General features: G+C 68.8%; 24 protein-coding genes. 9 read left to right on the top strand and 15 right to left on the bottom strand.

Annotated features, from left to right (window positions below; genetic code table 11):
• The first annotated feature begins 79 nt into the window (after window positions 1-79).
• Together ABL844_RS16370 and ABL844_RS16365 are read left to right on the top strand one after the other, a co-directional pair.
• Window positions 80-808: a response regulator gene (locus ABL844_RS16370; protein ID WP_418128192.1), complete on the top strand. Its 729-nt coding sequence runs from the start codon at window positions 80-82 to the stop codon at window positions 806-808.
• A complete protein-coding gene (locus tag ABL844_RS16365; RefSeq protein WP_418128191.1) occupies window positions 801-2942 on the top strand; it encodes a PAS domain S-box protein in 2142 nt (713 codons plus the stop codon). The genes ABL844_RS16370 and ABL844_RS16365 overlap by 8 nt, the downstream gene beginning before the upstream one ends.
• Before the next feature lie 21 nt (window positions 2943-2963).
• On the opposite strand, the gene ABL844_RS16360 is transcribed toward ABL844_RS16365, so the two are convergent.
• Complete coding sequence (locus ABL844_RS16360; RefSeq protein WP_184637887.1) at window positions 2964-3728, bottom strand: Crp/Fnr family transcriptional regulator; 765 nt, start codon at window positions 3726-3728, stop codon at window positions 2964-2966.
• Between the two features lie 235 nt (window positions 3729-3963).
• Here ABL844_RS16360 and ABL844_RS16355 point away from each other — a divergent pair, with 235 nt between their 5' ends.
• From ABL844_RS16355 to ABL844_RS16340, 4 genes are all read left to right on the top strand, one after another.
• Entirely contained in the window at window positions 3964-4467 is a 504-nt protein-coding gene (locus ABL844_RS16355) for an ornithine carbamoyltransferase (protein ID WP_418128190.1), read from the top strand.
• Window positions 4468-4604: 137 nt separating this feature from the next.
• Window positions 4605-5258 carry a BON domain-containing protein gene (locus tag ABL844_RS16350; protein ID WP_418128189.1) on the top strand — a complete coding sequence of 218 codons (654 nt, stop codon included), beginning with the start codon at window positions 4605-4607 and terminating at the stop codon, window positions 5256-5258.
• A gap of 1 nt (window position 5259) precedes the next feature.
• Complete coding sequence (gene phbB, locus ABL844_RS16345) at window positions 5260-5979, top strand: acetoacetyl-CoA reductase (RefSeq protein WP_418128188.1); 720 nt, start codon at window positions 5260-5262, stop codon at window positions 5977-5979.
• A 99-nt stretch (window positions 5980-6078) separates the two neighbouring features.
• The gene (locus tag ABL844_RS16340) at window positions 6079-7068 is read left to right on the top strand and encodes a zinc-dependent alcohol dehydrogenase family protein (protein WP_418131909.1); all 990 of its coding nucleotides are present in this window, start codon (window positions 6079-6081) and stop codon (window positions 7066-7068) included.
• A gap of 27 nt (window positions 7069-7095) precedes the next feature.
• Here the strand turns inward: ABL844_RS16340 and ABL844_RS16335 are convergent, their stop codons facing one another.
• Both ABL844_RS16335 and ABL844_RS16330 read right to left on the bottom strand, forming a co-directional pair.
• Window positions 7096-8448, bottom strand: coding sequence for an MBL fold metallo-hydrolase RNA specificity domain-containing protein (locus tag ABL844_RS16335; RefSeq protein WP_418128187.1), 1353 nt, complete (start codon window positions 8446-8448; stop codon window positions 7096-7098).
• 7 nt (window positions 8449-8455) lie between these two features.
• Entirely contained in the window at window positions 8456-9280 is an 825-nt protein-coding gene (locus tag ABL844_RS16330) for a universal stress protein (RefSeq protein WP_418128186.1), read from the bottom strand.
• 184 nt (window positions 9281-9464) lie between these two features.
• Between ABL844_RS16330 and ABL844_RS16325 the strand changes: the two genes are divergently transcribed.
• A complete protein-coding gene (locus ABL844_RS16325; RefSeq protein WP_418128185.1) occupies window positions 9465-9668 on the top strand; it encodes a DUF2892 domain-containing protein in 204 nt (67 codons plus the stop codon).
• Between the two features lie 167 nt (window positions 9669-9835).
• Window positions 9836-10105 (top strand): hypothetical protein, encoded by a 270-nt coding sequence (locus ABL844_RS16320; RefSeq protein ID WP_418128184.1) that lies wholly within the window; start codon window positions 9836-9838, stop codon window positions 10103-10105.
• Here the strand turns inward: ABL844_RS16320 and ABL844_RS16315 are convergent.
• The 11 genes from ABL844_RS16315 to ABL844_RS16265 all read right to left on the bottom strand — a co-directional run bounded on the left by ABL844_RS16315 (window position 10074) and on the right by ABL844_RS16265 (window position 19913).
• The gene (locus tag ABL844_RS16315; protein ID WP_418128183.1) at window positions 10074-10769 is read right to left on the bottom strand and encodes a sulfite exporter TauE/SafE family protein; all 696 of its coding nucleotides are present in this window, start codon (window positions 10767-10769) and stop codon (window positions 10074-10076) included. The genes ABL844_RS16320 and ABL844_RS16315 overlap by 32 nt on opposite strands.
• Before the next feature lie 2 nt (window positions 10770-10771).
• Window positions 10772-12178, bottom strand: a complete 1407-nt coding sequence (gene hemN / locus ABL844_RS16310) for an oxygen-independent coproporphyrinogen III oxidase (RefSeq protein WP_418128182.1) — start codon at window positions 12176-12178, stop codon at window positions 10772-10774.
• On the bottom strand, window positions 12175-12441 hold the full coding sequence (locus tag ABL844_RS16305) for a hypothetical protein (RefSeq protein WP_418128181.1): 267 nt from the start codon (window positions 12439-12441) through the stop codon (window positions 12175-12177). Before ABL844_RS16305 ends, hemN begins: the two co-directional genes overlap by 4 nt.
• Entirely contained in the window at window positions 12438-12743 is a 306-nt protein-coding gene (locus tag ABL844_RS16300) for a FixH family protein (protein WP_240650491.1), read from the bottom strand. The genes ABL844_RS16305 and ABL844_RS16300 overlap by 4 nt, the downstream gene beginning before the upstream one ends.
• A 10-nt stretch (window positions 12744-12753) precedes the next feature.
• The gene (ccoG, locus tag ABL844_RS16295) at window positions 12754-14187 is read right to left on the bottom strand and encodes a cytochrome c oxidase accessory protein CcoG (protein WP_418128180.1); all 1434 of its coding nucleotides are present in this window, start codon (window positions 14185-14187) and stop codon (window positions 12754-12756) included.
• Between the two features lie 15 nt (window positions 14188-14202).
• A complete protein-coding gene (gene ccoP, locus ABL844_RS16290; RefSeq protein ID WP_418128179.1) occupies window positions 14203-15120 on the bottom strand; it encodes a cytochrome-c oxidase, cbb3-type subunit III in 918 nt (305 codons plus the stop codon).
• A gap of 13 nt (window positions 15121-15133) precedes the next feature.
• Window positions 15134-15274, bottom strand: a complete 141-nt coding sequence (locus tag ABL844_RS16285; RefSeq protein WP_184637899.1) for a cbb3-type cytochrome oxidase subunit 3 — start codon at window positions 15272-15274, stop codon at window positions 15134-15136.
• A 24-nt stretch (window positions 15275-15298) separates the two neighbouring features.
• A complete protein-coding gene (gene ccoO, locus ABL844_RS16280; protein ID WP_418128178.1) occupies window positions 15299-15940 on the bottom strand; it encodes a cytochrome-c oxidase, cbb3-type subunit II in 642 nt (213 codons plus the stop codon).
• 9 nt (window positions 15941-15949) lie between these two features.
• Window positions 15950-17389: a cytochrome-c oxidase, cbb3-type subunit I gene (gene ccoN, locus ABL844_RS16275; protein ID WP_184637903.1), complete on the bottom strand. Its 1440-nt coding sequence runs from the start codon at window positions 17387-17389 to the stop codon at window positions 15950-15952.
• A gap of 65 nt (window positions 17390-17454) precedes the next feature.
• The gene (ccoS, locus tag ABL844_RS16270; RefSeq protein ID WP_126019806.1) at window positions 17455-17592 is read right to left on the bottom strand and encodes a cbb3-type cytochrome oxidase assembly protein CcoS; all 138 of its coding nucleotides are present in this window, start codon (window positions 17590-17592) and stop codon (window positions 17455-17457) included.
• Window positions 17592-19913: a heavy metal translocating P-type ATPase gene (locus tag ABL844_RS16265; RefSeq protein WP_418128177.1), complete on the bottom strand. Its 2322-nt coding sequence runs from the start codon at window positions 19911-19913 to the stop codon at window positions 17592-17594. Before ABL844_RS16265 ends, ccoS begins: the two co-directional genes overlap by 1 nt.
• Before the next feature lie 101 nt (window positions 19914-20014).
• Between ABL844_RS16265 and ABL844_RS16260 the strand changes: the two genes are divergently transcribed.
• Window positions 20015-20458 carry a universal stress protein gene (locus tag ABL844_RS16260; RefSeq protein WP_369662327.1) on the top strand — a complete coding sequence of 148 codons (444 nt, stop codon included), beginning with the start codon at window positions 20015-20017 and terminating at the stop codon, window positions 20456-20458.
• Between the two features lie 18 nt (window positions 20459-20476).
• On the opposite strand, the gene ABL844_RS16255 is transcribed toward ABL844_RS16260, so the two are convergent.
• Window positions 20477-21757 (bottom strand): hypothetical protein, encoded by a 1281-nt coding sequence (locus ABL844_RS16255; RefSeq protein ID WP_418128176.1) that lies wholly within the window; start codon window positions 21755-21757, stop codon window positions 20477-20479.
• Window positions 21758-21827: the final 70 nt, after the last annotated feature.

Here is a 21827-nt window from a genome sequence, read left to right as displayed (position 1 = left end):
GCCTCGGCACAGCGTGCGTGCTACGCTCAGCTCAGACCGGAACACCCAGGAAATTCGTGCTGTATTTCCTCGCCAGCGCATGAAAAACACACACCACATCGCGGTTCTCGACGACGAACCCGACATCACCGAGCTGCTGGCCGGCTACCTGCAGGGGTATGGCTTCCGCGTTAGCCAGGTGCATGAGGGGCGGGCTCTCACGGCGCTGATGGAAACCGACCCCGCCGACCTCGTGCTGCTCGACCTCGGACTGCCCGGCGAAGACGGATTCACCATCGCCCGCCGCATGCGCGAGAGCTGGCGCTGCGGCCTCATCATCGTCACCGGGCGCGGCGACGCGGTCGACAAGGTGGTGGGCCTGGAGGTGGGAGCGGACGACTACGTCACGAAGCCTTTCGACCTGCGCGAGCTGGTGGCCCGCGTGAAGGCCGTGCTCAGGCGGCTGGCGCCTGCCACGCCGGCACCTGTAGCGAATCAGCCGGCGTCTGCCGGCAAGCTGCGCTTTGCAGGCTGGCAACTGGACACAGGCTCGCGCAGCCTTCGCAACCCGCAGGGCGAGAGCGTCGTGCTGACCGGCGGCGAGTTCGACCTGCTGCACGTCTTCACCCTGCATCCAGGTCGCGTGCTTTCGCGCGACTTCCTGCTGGAGCAGACACGCGGACGCGAAGCCACGCCCTTCGACCGCACGATCGACGTGCAGGTCGGCCGGCTGCGCAAGAAGATCGAGTCGGACGCGGACGATCCGCAGCTCATCAGGTCGGTGCGAGGCGCGGGCTACATGCTGGTGCCGCCGGTGTCCCATGGCTGACCCTTCGGACAGCCCCCCTGTGCTGCCCGAGGCGCCCGGCGCGCCCATCCGGCGCCTGCCCTCGGGCATCGACGAAAGCAGCGTCTTCCGTTCGCTCTTCGTGGCCTATCCCGATTCGCTGCTGCTCGTGGATCAGTCCGGCAGCATCATGCTCGCCAACCCCTCGGCGGCCGCGCTGCTGGGCTACCCGGAGGGCGAACTGCTCGGGCTGAACGTCGAGGAGCTGGTGCCCGACAGCATCCGCCCGCGCCATGCCTCGTACCGCGAGGCCTACGGTCGTGCTCCGCGCCCTCGCCCCATGGGCACGCACATGGAACTGGCGGCCAAGCGCAAGGACGGCAGCGAAGTGATGGTGGAGATCGCCCTCAGTCCCCTGCAGAGCCATGGCCTGCCCTTCGTCGTTGCCGCCATCCGCGACATCGGCGCCTATCCGCGCGTGAAGCAGGCGCTGCAGCGCGCCCGCTACAGCGAGCATCTGGCCCAGCTCGGGCGGCTGGCGGTCGATACGCGAGACCTGCATGCGGTGCTGCAGCACGTGCCGGAGATCATCACCCGGGCACTGGAGGTCGAGGTGGCGATGGTCTGGCTGCTCGACAGCAACCGCCTCGAGTTCCGCGTGGCCAGCGGTGTCGGGTTGGTACCGGGCGAGGAGATCGGCGCGCATGTCGCCAACCGCCCGGACACTCCGCCGGGCTTCGTCTTCTCGCAGGGCCGGCCCGTCGTGGTGCCCGACTACGCCGACGAAGCGCGCTTTCGCGTGCCCGCGGCCTACATCGACGCCGGCCTGGTCAGCGCGCTCGCCGTGCCGCTGTCGGACCGGGGGCGCGTGATCGGCATGCTGTCGGTGCGCTCCAGGGAGTCCAGGCGCTTCGGGGACGAGGAGGTGCGCTTTCTCGAGTCGCTGTCCAGCCTGCTCGCCACCAGCCTGCAGCGCGTGCAGACGGAAGAGGCGCTCAACCATGCGCAGCGGCTCGAGAGCGTCGGTCAGCTCACGGGCGGCATCGCGCACGACTTCAACAACCTGCTGACCGTCATCCAGGGCAACCTGCAGGTCCTCGAGGAACTGCCGGAGCTGGCGCACAGCAGCCACGGACAGCGGCTGCTGGCTGCCGCCGCCCGGGCATCGCGGCGCGGTGCGGAACTCACCGGCAAGCTGCTGGCTTTCTCGCGGCGGCAGGTGCTGCAGCCCGCCGCCGTGGACACGCATGCGCTTCTGCACTCGCTGGCCGACATGCTGCGCCGGACGCTGGACCAGCGCATCCGCATCGAGATCGACACGGTGCCCGGCCATCCGCTGGTCATGGCCGATCCGGGCCAGCTGGAGTCGGCGCTGCTCAACATCGCTATCAACGCACGCGACGCCATGCCCGAGGGCGGCACGCTGCGCTTTCGCACCGGGATCTGCGACGCGCTGCCGACGGACCTGCGCAACGAGCAAAACAATCCCGGCAGCGACGGCACCACGCATTTCGTCGCGATCTCCATCACCGACAGCGGCACGGGCATGCCCGACGACGTGAAGGAACGCGCTTTCGAGCCTTTCTTCACCACGAAGGAAGCCGGGCGCGGCACGGGCCTGGGCCTGAGCACGGTGTACGGCTTCGTCAACCAGTCGCGCGGCGCCGTGTCGATCGACAGCAAGGTGGGCCAGGGCACCACGGTCACGCTCTACCTGCCGCGGCAGCAGGAGGCGGAGGAAGAAGAGTCGGACGCACCCGTCGCCATGGAAGAGCTTCCGGGCAGCGAAGCACTCCCCGCCGGACTGCGGGTGATGCTGGTCGAAGACGACGCTGAAGTCCGCAAGGTGGTCGAAGCCTTCCTGGCCGCGCTGGGCTGCGAAGTGGTCTCGGCCACCACCGCCGACCAGGCCCTGTCCGCCCTCGATGCGGGAGCGGGCCCCTTCGACCTGCTGCTGAGCGACATCGCGCTGGGCGCGGGCATGCGCGGCACGCGGCTGGCGGCGGAAGTGCAGCAGCGCTTTCCACAGATGGCGGTGCTGCTGATGTCGGGGTTCTCCTCGGAGCTGCTGGACGCCGATCGCGAGGTTCCGCAAAGCTGGGAGCTGCTGCGCAAGCCCTATTCGCGCGCCGAGCTTGCGCGCGCCATGGCGAAGGTGCTGGCCGGGCACATCTGACGCCCGGTCGCGGCGCTATTCCTACTGCAGCATGGTCGGCGCGGGCGCGAGGCAGCGCTGCACGAAAGCACTGAGTGCGCCCACGTCGGGGATCTGCACGTCGCGGCGCCCCTTCGTCGCGAAGCCGATCACGTTGTCCCTCGCCAGCCGCGACAGCGCGCGGCTCACGCTCTCGAGCGTCATGCCCAGGTAGTTGCCGATCTCGGCGCGTGTCATGCGCAGCGTGATTTCGTCGCCGCGCATGCCGCGCTCGGCCAGGGTCTGCGCCCAGTAGCGCAGGAAATCGGCCACGCGGGCATCGGCCGGCAGCGTGCACACGGACATCAGCGAATCGCGGTCATGGGCGATCTCGCGGCTCATCGCGGCGTGCAGCAATTGGAGGAGCTCGGGCTGCACGGCGCAGGTCGCAAGCAGCGCCTCGTAGGAAACGACCCAGATCTCGCCGGTGTCCATGGCCACCGCGTCACAGGCATAGCGTCCGCCGGCAATGCCGTCGAAGCCCAGCCAGTCGCCGCGGAACTTCAGGCCCACCACCTGCTCGCGCCCGTCGGCCGAGAGGTTCACGATCTTGAAGAAGCCCGAATTCAGGATGTAGAGATTGCCGAAGCGCTCGCCCGCCTGGTAGATCGTGTCGCCCGTGTGCACCACGCGCCGCTGCGGCTTGAGCTGCTCGCCCAGCAGTTTCAGCGTGTCCATGGTGTTGCGGCCCGCGCATTCCCGGCTGCCGGCGGGCAGGGTCAGGCTCGGGGAAAACTGCGCGGTGTTCGTGGGATTGGTGTTGAGCATCGAGACTCCTTGGTGGTCTGTCGCGTTTCGATGAATCGATGCTAGGGAGCCATCGAAAATGCAATACCAATGGCTCGAATCCCGGCGTGACACTTGGTCAATGCAATGTGTCCGGCATGTAACAGCGGCACGGGGCGAGGCCTCTGTCACACCGAAGCGGTCCGATGCCTTGACCTGTATCAAATGCGGCCCAGCCCGCATGCCTAACCTTGGCGAGTCACACATGACCCTTGCCATGCCCCCTACCAACATCGCCCGCAGTCCGGAGGTCGAGCCGCAGCTCTCTCCGCTGAGCGTGGCCAGCCTGCTGTCCCGCGCGCGCATCCTGCAGCGCGCCGCGCTCGGCGGGACCACCCGCCCGCTGCTGCGCGGCAAGAACCTGGGCCTTCTCTGCGAGACACCGCCCGACGAAGCGCAGGCGCTGTTCCGCCGCGCCGCGGAAGAGCTCGGCGCGCACGTGGCCGTGATGCGCTCGAGCCTCTCCGCCGAGAGTTCCCCCCAGGAAGTGCAGCACACCGCCCGCATGCTCGGCCGGCTCTACGAAGCGGTGGAATGCCAGGGGCTGGACTCCGTGCTCGTGCAGCGCATTGCGGAACACGCCGGCATTCCGGTCTTCGAGGGCGCCGCGATGAAGGCCCATCCCGCCGACCGGCTCGCCGAATTGCTCGGGGACACGACCCCCCAGGCCGACAACCGCCGCTTCGTCCTCCAGGCGCTGCTGCTTGAAGCCATCGGCTGAACGCCGCGGCGCCCGCCGCACCTGCGCTTGATCCAGCGCAATACGCGCTCCTCGACCCCTTCCTACAGTGGATTCCACGGCCGCCACGGCTGCGCCAGGACGACCGGTTCCGATCCATCCACAGCAAGGAATTCCTCATGAAGACCGATACCCAGTTGCGCAACGACATCCAGGCCGAGCTGACCTGGGCCCCCGACGTCAAGTCCCCCGACATCGGCGTGATCGTCAAGGACGGCGTGGTCACGCTCACCGGCCATCTCTCCAGCTACGCCGAGAAGTACGCGGTCGAGCGCGCCGCGCAGCGCGTCTACGGCGTGAAGGCGCTGGCGATCGAACTCACGGTGAAGCTGCCTTTCGACAATCAGCGCACCGACGCCGACATCGCCCTGGCGGCCGAGCGCGCGCTCGAATGGAACGTGCTCGTGCCCGACGGCAAGATCCACCCGATGGTGGAGAAGGGCTGGCTCAGCCTGAACGGCGAGGTCGAATGGGACTACCAGCGCAACGCCGCCGAAGTCGCCGTGCGCGACCTGATGGGCGTGACCGGCGTGTCGAACCTCGTGAAGGTCAAGCCCAGGGTGAGCCCCGCCGACGTGGAGAAGAAGATCCACGAGGCGCTCTCGCGCCAGGCCGACCGCGAGGCCCGCAAGCTCTCCATCTCGGTGGACGGCTCGCACGTCACGCTGCGCGGCACCGTCCACTCCTGGACCGAGCGCGACGCGGTGCAAGGCGCTGCATGGGCCACGCCGGGCGTCACGGTGGTGGTGAACGACCTGCTCGTGGACGCCTGAGATGCGCGTCGCGCTCGTCACCGGCGGGACCTCGGGCATCGGCGCGGCCACGGCCGAGGCACTGCAGGCGGCGGGCTACCGCGTGGCGGTGAACTTCGCGAACCGCGCGGAGGCCGCGCAGGCCTTCGCCGCGCGCACCGGCATTCCTGCCTTCTGCTGGAACGTTGCGGATCACGCCGCCTGCCAGGCCGGCGTCGCGCACGTGGAGTCCGAACTCGGCCCCATCGACGTGCTGGTCAACAACGCCGGCATTACCCGCGACACGATGCTGCACAAGATGAGCCTGGAGCAGTGGCGCGAGGTGCTCGACGTGAACCTGGGCGGCTGCTTCAGCATGTGCCGCGCCGTCATCGGCGGCATGCGCGAGCGCCGCTTCGGACGCATCGTGAACATGGGCTCGGTCAACGGCTTGTCCGGGCAGGCAGGCCAGGTGAACTACGCGGCCACGAAGGCCGGGCTCGTGGGCTTCACCAAGTCGCTTGCGCTGGAAGGCGCCTCGCGCAACATCACCGCCAACGTGGTGGCGCCGGGCTACACCGACACCCCCATGGTGGAGGCGGTCGCACCCGAGACGATGGCGAGGATTCTGTCGGACATTCCGGCCGGCCGCCTCGCCACGCCCGCCGAGATCGCGCGCGGCGTGGTGTTCCTCGTCGCGGACGAGTCGGCGTTCATCAACGGCATCACGCTTTCGATCAACGGCGGCAAGTACATGGCCTGAGGCGGCGACGCCCCTGCCCTCATCTTTCTCGGCGAGCCTGCCATGCACACCACGTCCCAGGCACACTCCTTCGACTGCGCCGAACGGCTCGCGCCGACCATGCGCGCCATGGTGCTGAACGCGGCCCTGCTGCCGCTGGAACTCGAGCGGCGCAACATTCCGCAGCCCGGCCCGGGCGAACTGCGGCTGCGCGTGCTGGCATGCGCAGTCTGCCGTACCGACCTGCACGTGGTCGACGGCGAGTTGCCGCTGCCCGTGCTGCCCATCGTGCCGGGGCACCAGATCGTGGGCGTGGTCGAGGCCCTCGGGGCGGGCGTCGAGGGCCACCGTGTCGGCGACCGCGTGGGCGTGCCGTGGCTGGGCCACAGCTGCGGCTGCTGCGCCTTCTGCACCGACGGCCGCGAGAACCTCTGCGACGCACCGCGCTTCACCGGCTATCACCGCGACGGCGGCTTCGCGAGCCATGTGATCGCCGAAGCGGCGTTCTGCCTGCCGCTTTCCACGCCCGAAACCGACGCGGCCCGCATCGCCCCCCTGCTCTGTGCGGGCCTGATCGGCTGGCGCAGCCTCAAGGCCGCCGGCGACGGCGCGCGGCGGCTGGGCATCTTCGGCTTCGGCGCTGCAGCGCACCTCGTGGCGCAGGCCGCAGTCGCGCAGGGCCGCCAGGTCTATGCATTCACGCGGCCCGCGGACAAGGCGACGCAGGACTTCGCGCGCAGCTTCGGCGCCGCCTGGGCCGGCGGCTCCAACGAAGTGCCGGCCGAAGCCCTGGACGCGGCCATCATCTTCGCGCCTGCCGGCGAGCTGGTGCCGGCGGCGCTGCGCGTCGTGCGCAAGGGTGGCCGGGTGGTCTGCGGTGGCATTCACATGAGCGACATTCCCGCCTTCCCGTACCGGCTGCTGTGGGAGGAACGCAGCGTCGTCTCGGTGGCGAACCTCACTCGCGCGGACGCCCGTGAATTCCTCGATTTCGCGCAGGCGCATCCTCTGCAGGTTCACGTCAGGACCTACCCGCTCGCGCAGGCCAACGAAGCGCTGGCCGATCTGCGCGCAGGCCGTATCGAGGGTGCCGCGGTGCTCGTGCCCTGAGCGTGCGGCACAAGGCGGGGCTTCGGTTCAGAGCTCCCGCGACTCGCGGTACTCGGGCACCGTGCACGGCCAGCCGTGGCGCTCCTCGATGGCCAGCCGCAGCGCGTCGGCGGCCACCGGCTCCCCGTGGGTCACGAACACCTGCCGCGGCGCACGCTGGCCATCGAGCCAGGCGAGCAGTTCGTCGTGGTCGGCATGGGCGGACAGCGTCTCCAGGTTGGCGACCTCCGCGCGCACGGGCACGTAGGCACCATGGATCTTGACCGCGTCGGCGCCCGCCACCATGGCAGCGCCGCGCGTGCCGGCCGCCTGGAAGCCCGCGAAGAGGATGGTGTTGCGGGCGTCGGGCGCGTAGGCCTTCAGGTGGTGCAGCACCCGCCCGCCGGAGGCCATGCCGCTGGCGGACACGATGATCGATGGAAAGCCCAGCGTGTTCAGCCGTATCGACTCCTCGATCGTGTTGACGACGATGGTCTTCCCCAGCATCGTCGCGCACTGCGGCGCGCTCAGCCGGTGCTCGTCGCAGTGCTTCCTGTAGATGCGCGTGGCGTCGGTCGCCATCGGGCTGTTCAGGTACACCGGCATGTCCGGAATGCGGTGCGCCTCCTTGAGCAGATGGATACAGTGCAGCAGCGTCTGCGCCCGGCCGACGGCGAAGGCCGGGATCACCACGATGCCGCCTCGCGCAGCCGTACGGTTGATCACGCCCGCGAGTTCGGTGAGCGTGTCGGCCACGGGGTGCCTGCGGCCTCCGTAGGTGGACTCCACCACCACGTAGTCCGCCGGGTTGGCGGCTTCGGGCGGGCGCATCAGCAGGTCCTCGCTGCGCCCCAGGTCGCCCGAGAAAAGAATGCTCGAACCGTCCCAGCCGATCCGCAGGCTGCCGGCGCCGAGTATGTGGCCGGCCCTGGACATGTGCCAGGACCAGCCGGGCCAAAGCGAACACTCCTGGCCGAAGGGAACGGCCTCGAAGCGAGCGAGGGCCGTGCGCGCCTCCTGCTCGGTGTACAGCGGCAGCGCAGGCTTGTGCTTCGAGTGGCCGTGGCGGTTGGCATAGTCGGCGTCCTCTTCCTGCAGGCGGCCCGAGTCCGGCAGCAGCAGCTCGCAGAGCTCCAGGGTGGCCGTGGTGCAGTAGACGACGCCCTTGAAGCCGAGCCGTACCAGCCGCGGAACGAAGCCGCTGTGGTCGAGGTGAGCATGCGTCAGCACCACCGCGTCGATGCTGGCGGGATCGACCGGCAGCACGTCCCAGTTGCGAAGGCGCAGCTGCTTGAGCCCCTGGAAGAGCCCGCAGTCGACCAGCAGCCGCCGGCCCGCATGGCTCAGCAGGTACTTCGAGCCGGTGACGGTACCCGTGCCGCCGAGGAAGTCGATGCGCATGGAAGCCTCAGTGGGACATCAGCACCGGCAGCGTCATCCACTGCAGCATGGACAGCGTGGCGCCGCCCAGCACCCACTCGCGCGCCCTGCTGTGGCCGTAACAGCCCATCACCAGCAGGTCGGAACTCAGGTCAGAGGCGAGGGACAGCAGCTTGTTGCCCACGTCGTCGTCCTTGTCGCCACCGGGGTGCAGGCGAATGTTGCCGACGCCCTGCATCCGCAGGTAGGCCTGCAGGCTCTGCAGAGATTCGTTCGCACCCTCGCCGTACGCGACGACGTCCACGCGGGCCGCCTTGCGCAGCCATGGCAGCGCGGAACTCACGGCACGCGCGGATTCGCGCGTCTCCTTCCAAGCCACCAGCACGTTGCGGCCGACCGGGCCGATGGGCCCCGCGTAAGGCAGCACCAGCGCCGGCCGGCCGCTTTGCACCAGCACGCTGGGCAGGAAGTCGCCGGGGAGTTCGCCGTCCATCGGGTCGTTGCGGTCGCGCTGCCCGAGGATCAGCAGGTCGGCGTACAGGGCACGCCGGCCGAAGCCCCATGGGCCGTCGCTCTCCGCCTCCGTCCAGTGCAGGCGTGGCGAGCCCGCACCATGCTCCATGAAGGTGGCGTGCATCCTGTCGCGCGCGTCCTTGTCGATCTCCTGCATGATCGCGACCGCCTCCGCGGCGGCCTCGATGGAGAACGGATAGCGCATCAGCGCGGAAAGCGTGCACGGTTGGGCCGTCACTTCGGCATCGAAAGTCTCGGCGAGCTGGCGGGCCAGCCTGATGCGCTCCACCGTGCGGGCCGAGCCGTCGAGGTGAAGCAGGATGGATTTCGGGGTCTGCATGAAGGCTCTCCTTGGGCAGGCGGTCTGCAATGGAAGCGACCTTAGGCCTGCCGCCCTCGCAAGGGCTTGCGCTGCGTCAAGCGGCGGCGCCACCCAGCGCCTCGTGGATCGACTTGATCCACCTCAACCCCCGCGCGAGAGGCGGCGCGCAAGATTTCCTTTCATCATCCAAAGGAGATTTCGCATGCCTTTCCTGACAAAGAATGTCGGAGTCCTCGACCGCGCGCTGCGCATCGGCGCGGGCCTGTTGCTGATCGCCCTGGCGGTCAGGGGAACCATCGGGTTCTGGGGCTACATCGGCGTGGTGCCGCTGCTGACGGGCGTGGTGGGCAACTGCCCGGCCTACACCCTGTTCGGCATCAGCACCTGCCCGCGCGACGGACGCTGAGATCCGGATGCGCGTCCACCGAACGACGGAGGGTCGGATGTCGATCCATCTTCTGCTGCTCATCGTGCTGTGCGCCGTATTCGGCGGCACCGTCCTGTGGCTCGTGTTCGAGCTGCTCATCAAGTGGCTCACGCTGGACTGAGCGTCCCCGGGGCCGTCCGATGTGCATGAACCTGCTGCGCAGGCTCGCCGATGCGCGGCTGCCTTGTGTCGAAGCCGATCCCGCGATGATCGACAGGCTGCGCGTGCTCGAGGCCGCCGGCCAGGTCGAGGTGATGATTCCCTCTGCCCGCGCGGGGGGCGCCGGCGACGGCCCGCCTCAGGGCGCGGCCACCGTGACCGGCATCACGCCCCGGGGATGGAAGACACTCGCCGCCGATGCGCCCCCGGGGGAAGCACCCTGCTTCATCGGCACCAGGCGTCGATCTGGCGGATGAGGTCCGACCACACCGCGTGCGCGGCCACCGCCGCCAGCAGCACGCCGGCCAGCCGAGCGCCCCAGGCCTGGCGGCCGCCGTCGCCGGCCAGGCGCAGCCAGACCCAGGGGCCGATCAGCAGCGAGAGGCCGCTTCCGATGGCGAACAACGCCATCAGCAGCGCGCCCTGCAAAGGACCGTTGCCTAGCCCGGCCAGCATCAGCGCCGAATAGAGCAGCCCGCAAGGCAGCGCCACCCACAGCAGCCCGGCGGCGAGCACGCCCAGCCCCGTGCCGCCCGCATGCGGACGAAGGCGCGATTCCAGCGAACGACCGATGCGCCGCGCCCACAGCGGCTGCCGCCCAGTGACGGCCAGCATCGCGCCCCAGGCGAACACGAAAACGTGCAGCAACACCCACAGCGGCCGCAGTGCGGCGACCTGCGCGCTGGCCAGCGCCAGGCTGTCGACGCTGGCGGCAGCGACGGCACCCGCCGCCGCGTAGCTCGCGATGCGGCCCAGATGAAAGGCTCCGGGCGCGGTAAGCGCCGGCATGGCGCCCTGCCCTGCGGCCGGGAGCGGCACGATCCGTATCACCGCCGAAGAGGCGGCGCCGCACATCGCCACGCAGTGCGGCCCGCCGGCAAGGCCCATGAGCAGTGCGGCACCGGCGAGCGCGAGTTGCATGTTCAGACCACGCGGGAGAAACGCGTGCGGTTGGAGCGACAGTACCGGTCGAACACCATCGCGACCGCGCGCACGAGGAACCAGCCCTGCTCGGTCACCACGAGGTCGTGGTCGCTCAGGCGCACCAGGCCGCTGGCGACCAGTGTCCCGAGCGCGGCGAACTCGGTGGCGAAGTAGCGGCGGAAGTCGACCGCGAAGGCTTCGCCCATGGCATCGAAATCGACCCGCCCCCGGCACATCAGCGCCATGATCACCTCGCGGCGCAGTTGATCGTCGCGTGACAGCGCAAGGCCGCGCACCACCGGCAGGCGTCCCTGGTCGAGCAGGTCGCGGTACTCGTCCAGGCTCTTGGCGTTCTGGCTGTAGGTGGCGCCCACGCGCCCGATGCCCGATACGCCGAGCGCGATCAGGTCGCCCTCGGGCCGGGTGCCGTAGCCCTGGAAGTCCCGATGCAGCCGCCCTTCCCGCTTCGCGACGGCGAGCGGATCGTCGGGCAGCGCGAAGTGGTCCATGCCGATGTAGACATAGCCCGCACCGGTGAGCTTCGTGATGGCGTCCGCCAGCATGCGCACGCGCGCCGAGGCGTCCGGCAACTCGTCGGCGCAAATGCGCCGCTGCGGCTTGAAGCGCTCCGGCAGATGCGCATAGGCGTAAAGCGCGATGCGGTCGGGCCGCAACTCGCAGACCTGCGCGAGCGTGCGCCCGAAGGAGGCGTCGTTCTGGCGCGGAAGGCCGTAGATCAGATCCACGTTGATCGATTCGAAGCCCAGCGAGCGCGCGTCGTCCATCAGCGCGAAGACCTGCGATGCGGGCTGGATGCGGTGCACCGCCTGCTGCACGGCCGAGTCGAAGTCCTGCACGCCGAAGCTCAGGCGGTTGAAGCCCAGCGTCGCGAGGTTGGCGAGCCTTTGCCTGTCGACCGTGCGCGGATCGATCTCGATGGAGCGCTCGCCACCGGGCACGAAGGCGAAGGACCGGTGCAGCAGTTCCACGAGCTCGCCGAGCTCCGCGTCATCTAGGAATGTCGGGGAACCGCCGCCCAGGTGCAGCTGGGCCACGGTGGCATTGCGGCCGAGCTGCGCGACCTGCAACTCGACTTCGCGCGCCAGGTACGACAGATACTGCCGGCCCCATTCGTGGTGCCGGGTGACGATCTTGTTGCAGGCGCAGTAGTAGCACAGCGACTCGCAGAACGGGATGTGGACGTACAGCGACAGCGGCGACGCCCCGGAGCCGGCCTCGCGGCGATGCCGCAGCGCCTGCACGTAGTCGTCGGCACCGAAGGCCTCGACGAAGCGATCTGCAGTGGGGTACGAGGTGTAGCGCGGCCCGGGCACGTCGAACTGCCGCAGCAGGTCGAGGGGCAGTGGTGCGTGCACGGGCCCGGGGGCGAGAGCGATGGAAGTCATGGGGAGGTAGTGCCTGCAGGCGCATCGGGTTGTCCAGGCACGGCCGGTCCGGCGAGCAGCACCGTGCAGGCGCTGGACGCCGCCGCCATCAGCCAGAAGACGAAGAAGGCACCGGTATAGATGCCCTGGCGCGACATGCGCAGCGCGTCGGCGCCGCAGAAGGTGTTGATGGGATCGACCAGCGCGAACACCAGCACTTCCATGCCGCAGGCCACGAGGAAGGACGGCCACAGGATGCCGGCGACCAGCCGCATCGCGTTCATGGCGCGGCCTTCCGGCCCACGGAGGGCACGTCTTCCGCGGGCGTCATCGCGTGGTTGCGGCCGGTCAGCGCGGGAAGGTGCTTCTTCGCGGCCAGGGCCTTGTTGATCTCGACGCCTTCGCGGTAGTAGTCCGGCGACACCAGCGCATCGGGGCTTCGCCAGGCCAGCCAGAAGGTCACGAAGCTCGCGATCATCACGGCCACCGGGCCACCGATCACCATCCAGAGCAACGGATGGCGCCACCAGGGCTTGTCCGCCCCGGCGGCGAGCGCGTTCATCGTCGAATCGGTTGCTGCGTTCATTCCAGACCTTTCAGCGCGGCACCAGGAAGGCCGCTTTCTCGGAAACCTGCGCCCCACCGCCCTCCTCGCGGATGCTGAAGTGCACCGTGTGCGAGCCGGGCGTCGCGGAGCCGTAGGGCACCTGCAGCCGCACGGCGACCCAGCGCGACTGGGCGGCCTCGACGCTCACCGGCTGCTCGGGCGACACGCTCAGGCCCTCCAGCCCGCTGGCCGAGATGAGGTAGTGCCGCGGCTGCTCGGTGGCGTTCATGATCTGCAGCCGGTAGACGTTCTCGAGCTTTCCGCCCTCGGCGATGCGCGCCAGCGAAGCGCGGTCGCGCACCACGTCGACCTTCAGCGGCGTGCGCACCACCAGGCTGGCCAGCAGGCCGGCCACCAGCAGCGCCAGGATCGCCGTGTAGACCAGCACGCGCGGACGCAGCACCCGCCGCAGCATCTGCCGGCGAGACCAGCCGGCCTCCATGCCGTTTTGCGTGTCGTAGCGGATCAGCCCCGGCGCGTAGGCCATCTTCTGCATGACCGTGTCGCAGGCATCCACGCAAAGGCCGCAGCCGATGCACTCGTACTGCAGGCCCTTGCGGATGTCGATGCCGGTGGGGCACACCTGCACGCACAGGCCGCAGTCGATGCAGTCGCCCAGCGCCATCGTGCGCGGGTCCGGCCCCTTGCGGCGCGGCGCGCGCGGCTCGCCGCGCCCGGGGTCGTAGGTGACGATCAGGGTGTCGCGGTCGAACATCGCGCTCTGGAAGCGCGCGTAGGGGCACATGTACTTGCAGACCTGCTCGCGCATGAAGCCGGCGTTGCCGTAGGTTGCGAAGCCGTAGAAGAACACCCAGAAGACTTCCCAGGAGCCCATCTGCGTCTGCAGGAAGGCCAGGCCGAGCTCGCGGATGGGCGTGAAGTAGCCCACGAAGGTGAAGCCGGTCCACATCGCGATGCCGATCCACACGATGTGCTTGAACCACTTCTTCACCAGCTTCTCGAGCGACATCGGTTCGGCGTCCAGCCGCATGCGCGCGACGCGGTTGCCTTCGATCTTCTGCTCCACCCACATGAAGATCTCGGTGTAGACCGTCTGCGGACAGGCATAGCCGCACCACAGCCGACCCGCCACCGCGGTGAAGAGGAAGAGCGAGAGCGCGCTGATGACCAGCAGGCCAGAGAGGTAGATCAGGTCCTGCGGGTACAGCACCAGCCCGAAGATGTAGAAGCGCCGCGCCGCGAGGTCGAACAGCACCATCTGCCGCCCGCCCCACTCCACCCATGGCATGCCATAGAACACCAGCTGGGTGAGAAAGACCATGGCCCAGCGCCAGCGCGCGAACATGCCGCGCACGGTGCGGGGGTAGATTTTCTTCGTGGCCTCGTAGAGGCCGACCTCCTCGCCGCTGCCCAGGTTCGCGCTGCTGCTCGCGTTCGCTATGGGAATGATCTTCCGGGTCATGGCGGGCTGCCGACGTCAGGGCGTGGCCGCGGCCGTGCTGTTGGAGAGGCCCCAGACATACGACGCCACCATCCGGATCTGCGCCTCGGTGAGGCGGCCTTCCTGCGCGGGCATCTCGTTGTGCTTGCCCGAATTGATCATCTGGACGATGGCTTCCTCGCCGTAGCCGTGCAGCCAGATCCTGTCGCTGAGATTGGGCGCGCCCAGCGCCTGGTTGCCGACGCCGCCGATGCCGTGGCAGGCGGCGCAGGCCGTGAACTTCGACTTCCCGAGGCCGGCGCGCACCGAGTCGTGCGGCTCTCCCGACAGGCTCAGCACGTAGTTGGCGACGTTCTTCACGTCGTCGGGCGTGCCGACGGCGGCGGCCATTGGCGGCATCACGCCCATGCGGCCCTTGGTGATGGTCTCGACGATCTTCTCGGGCGTGCCGCCATGCAGCCAGTCCTTGTCCGTGAGGTTGGGAAAGCCCTTGCTGCCGCGCGCGTCGGAACCGTGGCACTGCGCGCAGTTGCCCATGAAGAGCCGCTCGCCGATGGCTCGGGCTTGCGGGTCCCTGGAGACGTCCTCGACCGGCATGGCGGCGTACTTCGCGTAGACGGGCGCGAGCTCCTGCGTGGCCCTGGCGACTTCCGCGTCGTACTCGCCGCGCGAGGTCCAGTCGTATTGGCCGCGAAAGCTCCCCAGCCCCGGAAAGACCGCCAGGTAGCCCAGCCCGAAGACGATGGTCAGCACGAAGAGACCCACCCACCACATGGGCAGCGGATTGTTGGCCTCGCGCAGGTCCTCGTCCCAGACGTGGCCGGTGGTGTTGTCGGCACTGGACGCGACGCGCTTGCGGGCGGTGAGCCACAGCAGGATCACGCAGCCGAGGATGCTCAGCAGCGAGACCACGGCCACGTAGTCGGACCAGAAATGGTGGATGAAATCGCTCATCGTGCTTCTCCCTTCAGTCCTGCTCGAAGGGCAGGCGTGCGGCTTCCTGGAAACCGGGCGCGTTGCGGCGCGAATACGCCCAGATCACGATGCCGATGAAGAGCGCGAAGCACACGACGGTGGCGCCGATACGCAAGGTGGTGAGGTCGATCATGTTTTGTGTCCTTTGCCGCCTTGCCTACTTCAGCGCCAGGCCCAGCGACTGCAGGTAGGCCACCGTGGCCTCCATCTCGGTCTTGCCGCGGACTTCTTCCGTGGCACCGGCGATCTCGGCGTCCGTGTAGGGCACGCCGACGCGGCGCAGCGCGCGCATGTGGGCCGGCAGCGCCTCGGCGTCGACCGGCGTCTTCTCCAGCCATGTGTAGGCCGGCATGTTCGACTCGGGCACCACGTCGCGCGGGTTGTTCAGGTGGATGCGGTGCCACTCGTCGCTGTACTTGCCGCCAACGCGGTGCAGGTCGGGGCCGGTGCGCTTGCTGCCCCACTGGAAGGGGTGGTCGTAGACGAACTCGCCCGCCACCGAGTAATGGCCGTAGCGCAGCGTCTCCGAACGGAAGGGCCGGATCATCTGCGAGTGGCAGTTGTAGCAACCCTCGCGCAGGTAGACGTCGCGCCCGGCCAGCTGCAGCGGCGTGAGCGGCTTGACGCCCTGCACCGCCTCGGTGGTCGACTTCTGGAAGAACAGCGGCACGATCTCGACGAGGCCGCCGACGGCCACCACCACGAGGATCAGCACGATCATCAGCAGGTTGTTGGTTTCGATCTTCTCGTGCGTGAAGCCGCCGGAACCGGAAGCCGGGCTGGAGTTGTTCTGGTTCATCGTGCGTCCTCAGGCATGGGCCATGGCGGGGGGCGGGATCTCGGCGCGCACCGCGCGCCCGGAGATGACGGTCATCCAGACGTTCCATGCCATCAGCAGCATCCCGCTGAGGTAGAGCACGCCGCCGATCACGCGCACCAGGTAGAACGGGAAGGTGGCCTTCACGCTCTCCACGAAGGTGTAGGTGAGCGTGCCGTCGGAGTTGATGGCGCGCCACATCAGGCCCTGCATCACGCCGGCGATCCACATGGCCGCGATGTACAGCACGATGCCGATGGTGGCGATCCAGAAGTGCGCCTCGATGGCCTTGGTGCTGTACATGGCGGTGCGGCCGTACATGCGCGGGATCAGGTAGTAGAGCGAGCCCATGGTGATGAAGCCCACCCAGCCGAGCGCGCCGGAATGCACGTGGCCCACGGTCCAGTCGGTGTAGTGGCTCAGGGCGTTGACGGTCTTGATGGACATCATCGGCCCCTCGAAGGTCGACATGCCGTAGAACGACAGCGCCACGATCAGGAAGCGCAGGATCGGGTCGGTGCGCAGCTTGTGCCAGGCGCCCGAGAGCGTCATCACGCCGTTGATCATGCCGCCCCAGCTCGGCGCCAGCAGGATCAGCGAGAACACCATGCCCAGCGACTGCGTCCAGTCGGGCAGCGCGGTGTAGTGCAGGTGGTGCGGGCCCGCCCACATGTAGGTGAAGATCAGCGCCCAGAAGTGCACGATGGACAGCCGGTACGAATACACCGGCCGGCCCGCCTGCTTGGGGATGTAGTAGTACATCATCCCGAGGAAGCCGGCCGTGAGGAAGAAGCCGACGGCGTTGTGGCCGTACCACCACTGCACCATCGCGTCCTGCACGCCGGCGTAGGCCGAGTAGCTCTTCATCCAGCCCGCCGGGATCTCGGCGCTGTTGACGATGTGCAGCAGCGCCACCGCGATGATGAAGGCGCCGAAGAACCAGTTCGCCACATAGATGTGGCGCACCTTGCGCATCCCGATGGTGCCGAAGAACACGACGGCGTAGGCCACCCAGACCACGGCGATCAGCAGGTCGATGGGCCACTCCAGTTCGGCGTATTCCTTGCCGCTGGTGTAGCCCATCGGCAGGCTGATGGCAGCCGCCACGATCACCGCCTGCCAGCCCCAGAACACGAAAGACGCGAGCCTGGGTGCGAACAGGCGCACCTGGCAGGTGCGCTGGACCACGTGGAAGCTGGTCGCCATCAGCGCGCAGCCGCCGAACGCGAAGATGACCGCGTTGGTGTGCAGCGGCCGCAGGCGCCCATAGCTGAGCCATGGAATGCCGAGATTGAGTTCGGGCCACGTCAGCTGGGAGGCGATGACCACGCCCACCAGCATGCCGACCACGCCCCAGACCACGGACATGAGCGCGAATTGCCGCACGACCGTGTCGTCGTATTCCGCGGCGGGTGGATTCGGTGGTTGCATCGTGGTGCCCTTGATTGAGTTGCGGGCAGTTTCCGTGGGCACGCTGTCCTGCGGGTTGATGCAGATCAATCGCCGTGCAGGATGCGCTCGCCCTCGGCGTCGACGTCGTCGAACTGGCCGCGCTCGATAGACCACCACAGGCCGCCGAGGATCGCGAGGACCAGCGCCACGGACAAGGGAACGAGAAGGAAGAGGATGTCCATCAGTGCGCCTCTTTCGCGCCGGACGCGAGCCGCGTCGCATTCAGAACCACCACGAGCGAACTCGCGGCCATGCCGAGGCCGGCAAGCCAAGCAGGCAGCCAGCCGGCGATGGCCAGCGGCACGCACAGCGCGTTGTAGCCCGCCGCCCACAGGAGGTTCTGGCGCACCACGCGCAGCGTCCTGCGCGCCTGCGCGATGGCCTGGGGGATGGTTGCGAGCCTGTTGCCCAGCACGACGAAGTCGGCATGCGCGCGCGACAGCGGCACGCTGCGGCCGAAGGCGAACGAGGCGTTCGCGCGCGCCAGCGACGGGCCGTCGTTGAGGCCGTCGCCCACCATCGCGATCTGCCGGCCCTCGGCCTGCAGCCGCCACAGCACCTCGAGCTTGTCCTCGGGCGTACAGCCGCCCTGCGAGAAGTCGATGCCGCAACGCACGCCGATCTCCCTCGCGGCCGAATCCCTGTCGCCCGACAGCAGCCGTACCGTGAGGCCCTGCTCGCGCAGCGACGCCACGGCAGCCGCGGCATCGGCGCGCAATTCCTCGACCAGCACGAAGCTGGCGAGCCACCCCTGCTCGTCCGCGAGATGGACCTGCGCCGCATCGACTTCCAGCGGCGCCACGCTGCAGAAGGCTGGCGAGCCGAGGCGCACGCGACGGCTCGTTCCGGCGGCCGCGCGCACGCGCCGCATCCGGCCCTCGATGCCCTGGCCCGCAGTCTCAGCCACCTTGTCCGCTGCCCAGCCGGGCGCACAACGGAATTGCGCATTCCACGCATTTACCAGCGCCTGCGACACGGGATGCAGCGACTGCGCGCCGAGCGCGGCGGCCATCTCCAGCGCATCGCCGGGCCGCATGCCCTGGCGGCAGTAGATGCGCTCCAGGCGCGGTATGTCTCCGGTCAGGGTTCCGGTCTTGTCGAACACGACGGTATCGACCGACGCGAGCGCTTCCAGGGCCTGGAGGTTGGATGTCATCACCCCGCCGCGTGCCAGCGCGCCGGCACTGGCGAGCATGGCGGCCGGCGTCGCGAGCGAGAGCGCGCACGGACAGGTCACGATGAGCACCGCGACCGCCACCATCAGCGCCCTGCCCGGGTCCGTGGGCCACCAGAGCGCTGCGGCCACGGCCGCCGACACCAGCACCGCGGCGAGGAAGGGGCGCGCCACGCGGTCCGCCAGCAGTGCCAGGCGCGGCTTGCGTGAGGCGGCGCTTTCCATCAGCCGGACGATCTGCGCGAAGCGCGTGCCCTCGCCCACCGATTCGATGCGCACCCGCACCGGCGCCGACAGGTTGTGGCTGCCGGCGAGCACGCGGTCGCCGCAGGGGCGAGGCACGGGTCGGGATTCGCCGGTCAGCAAGGCCTCGTCGGCACTGGTGTCGCCTTCGATCACCACGCCGTCGGCCGCAAAGGCCTCGCCCGGCCGCACCCGCACCACGTCTCCCACGGCGAGCCGGCGCACGGCCACCCGCTTCCAGCTGCCATCAGCGGCGAGCCGGTCGACACCGTCGGGCAGCCGGTTCATCAGCGCGTCGAGCGAGCCGGCGGTGCGTTCGCGCAGGCGCGCCTCGAGCCAGCGGCCCGTGAGCAGGAAGAAGACGAACATCGTCAGCGAGTCGAAGTACACCTCGTGGCCGAGCGGTCCCGTGGCATCGAAGGTGGCCGCGGTGCTGACCGCAAAGGTCGCGAGCACGCCGAAGGCCACGGGAAGATCCATGCCGATGCGCCCCATGCGCAGGTCGCGCCAGGCGCTGCGGAAGAAGGGCCCGCAGGAGAAGAGCACGACGGGCAGCGTCAGCACCCAGGAAGCCCAGCGCAGCAGCTGCGCGGAATCGGCGTTCATGTCGCCGGGCCGCGCGACGTAGGCCGGGTAGGCGTACATCATCACCTGCATCATGCAGAAGCCCGACACGAGCCAGCGCCACAGGGCCAGCCGCGATTCGCGCCGGCGCAGTTCCCTGACGGAGCGGTCGCTGCCCGGCAGCAGCCGGTAGCCGGCCTTCGCGCTGGCCTCGAACCAGCGCGAAGGCCGGGTCTGCGCGGGCGACCAGACCACGCGCGCACGCCGGCTGGCCGCGTTGACCTGCGCCTCCATCACGCCCGGCACCTGGCGCAGCGCGGCCTCGACCGTGAAGGCGCAGGCCGCGCAGTGCATGCCCTCGACCACGACCTGCGACTCCCAGCAGCCGGCGCCGGCAGCACCCAGCTCGCGGCCGAAGGCGGGCCATTCGGCCGGATCGTCCAGCAGCTGCCAGGCCTGGTCGCCGTCCGCGGCGGGAAAGACGGGGATCGCGGCGCGATCGGGGGCGAGCGTGGCATTCATCGGGCGAGCCTAAGAGGCGGGCCGCGCGAGCCGTTTGATATGGATCAAGCCGTAGGTTGCGGGCGCGCCTAAGCTCTGCCGCAAATCACGCGGAGCCCCTCATGTTCAAACGCATCCTCGTCGCCACCGACGGCACCGCCCTTTCGAAGAAGGCCGTCGACAGCGCCATCGCGCTGGCGGTGCAGAACGACTCGGACCTGGTCGCCCTGACCGTCGTCCCCCGTTACCCGAAGAGCTATTTCGAAGGCTCGATGACCTTCTCGGCAGAAGACGTCGGCCGCATCGAGAAGCAGTGGGCGGAGAAGGCGCAGGCCATGCTCGACAAAGTGCGCGACCGCGCGCGGGAGCGCGGCGTGCGGATCAGGACGGCGCAGGCCAGCTCGGACCTGGTCGCCGAATCGATCATCGCCGCGGCGAAGAAGCACAGGAGCGACCTGATCGTGATGGCCTCGCACGGACGCAAGGGCCTCAAGCGTCTTTTGCTGGGAAGCGAGACGCAGCAAGTCCTGGTTCGATCGTCGCTGCCGGTTCTGGTGCTGCGGTAGTAGTCTCGACCGAACCCGCTACTTCAGCACCGCGCCGCCTCGCGCAAGGTATTGCGCCGAAAGGCGCGCGAACTGGCCGCCGTCCGTACCGATCGAGGTCTGGCTGCCCGCACCGGCGCTGAAGACGATCCCGACAGTGTGCATGTCGCCATACTCCTGGGTGTTGGTCAGCATGTAGTCGACGTGGTTGTCGCGATAGTGCTGGTCCGTGCCGCCGGGCGTGTCGGAAGGCACGCCCATTGGCGTCTGCCACCACAGGATGGGCAGATCGTTGCCCAGGGCCGCGCGGTAATCCGAATACTGCTTCTGCGAATCATGGAAGCTGGGGCTGGTCTTGTTGCTTGCGTCCCAGTAGAACGGAGCGCTTCCGTTCTGGCATTCCGGAGGCGGCGATGCAGCTTCGCGGCAGCCCGCGTCGCGATCGCTGGTCTGGGCGACGATGAAGTCCGCCTGGTTCGCACCGACGGTCCGCATCATCGCGGCGATCTCGGCGGGCGTGCCATTCCAGAAGGCGGGCGGGAACCCGATCAGTGCCTTGGGTGCGACCTTGCGGCCCATCTGCACGAAGCACTGGCCCAGGCCCGCCACGGTATCGGGCAGCGTGCTGCATTCGGGCTGCCCCTTCACGGAAGCGGCCATCTTCGTCAGGTCGCGGCCGGGCGCCTGCGACGCGGCGAAGCCCCAGAAGTCCGGCTCCACGTTGACGAGGGCAGGCTTGCCCCATTCCGCGATGCGCTGGTACATCAGGCGGACCTGGCCCCAGTACTTGTTCATGAAGGTCGCGTCGCTGATGCCGCTGAGATTGCCTTCGCCGTTCGCCGTCATCTGGTAGAGCGTGAACATGGGCACCGCACCATAGGCATCGGCAGCCTGCGCAGTGAAGGTGACGTAGGCCCCGTCGGGGCTGTTCCACGTCGGCCAGGCTCCCGAGCCGACTCCCACCAGGTAGCGCTCCACGATGTCGGGGTGGATGTCCTGGCTCTTCATGTCGTCGATGGAGGTCGCTCCCAGCCCAACCAGCACTCGCGAGGGTTTGCCCAGCTTGCTGGCCAGGGCGACGGTGGCCGGCACGGGCGCGGTGCCACCGCTCGTGCCGCCGGTGCCGCCCTGGGTGCCGCCGCCGGAGGTGTTGCCGGCCACCTGGCCACCGTTGTTCTGCCCGCCGGTGCCGGCCTGGCCCGTCGGGCTGCCGAACAACGGAATGCTGGCCCCTCCACCACCTCCACTTCCTCCACCACAGCCGAAGAGCAGCAGCGAGGCCAGCAGCGCGGAAACGGATCGTCGAGAAAGAATGCCCATGGAAAAGTCCGAAAGGTGAGAGGAAACAAATACCGGCGCGCCCGTGCAGGCACACACCGGTTCGGGTTCA

The sequence above is a fragment of the Variovorax sp. 278MFTsu5.1 genome, from assembly GCF_048305045.1.
Classification (GTDB): Bacteria; Pseudomonadota; Gammaproteobacteria; order Burkholderiales; family Burkholderiaceae_C; genus Variovorax; species Variovorax guangxiensis.
Note: the sequence above shows the minus strand (reverse complement) of the source record. Positions and strands in the feature narration are given on the sequence as shown.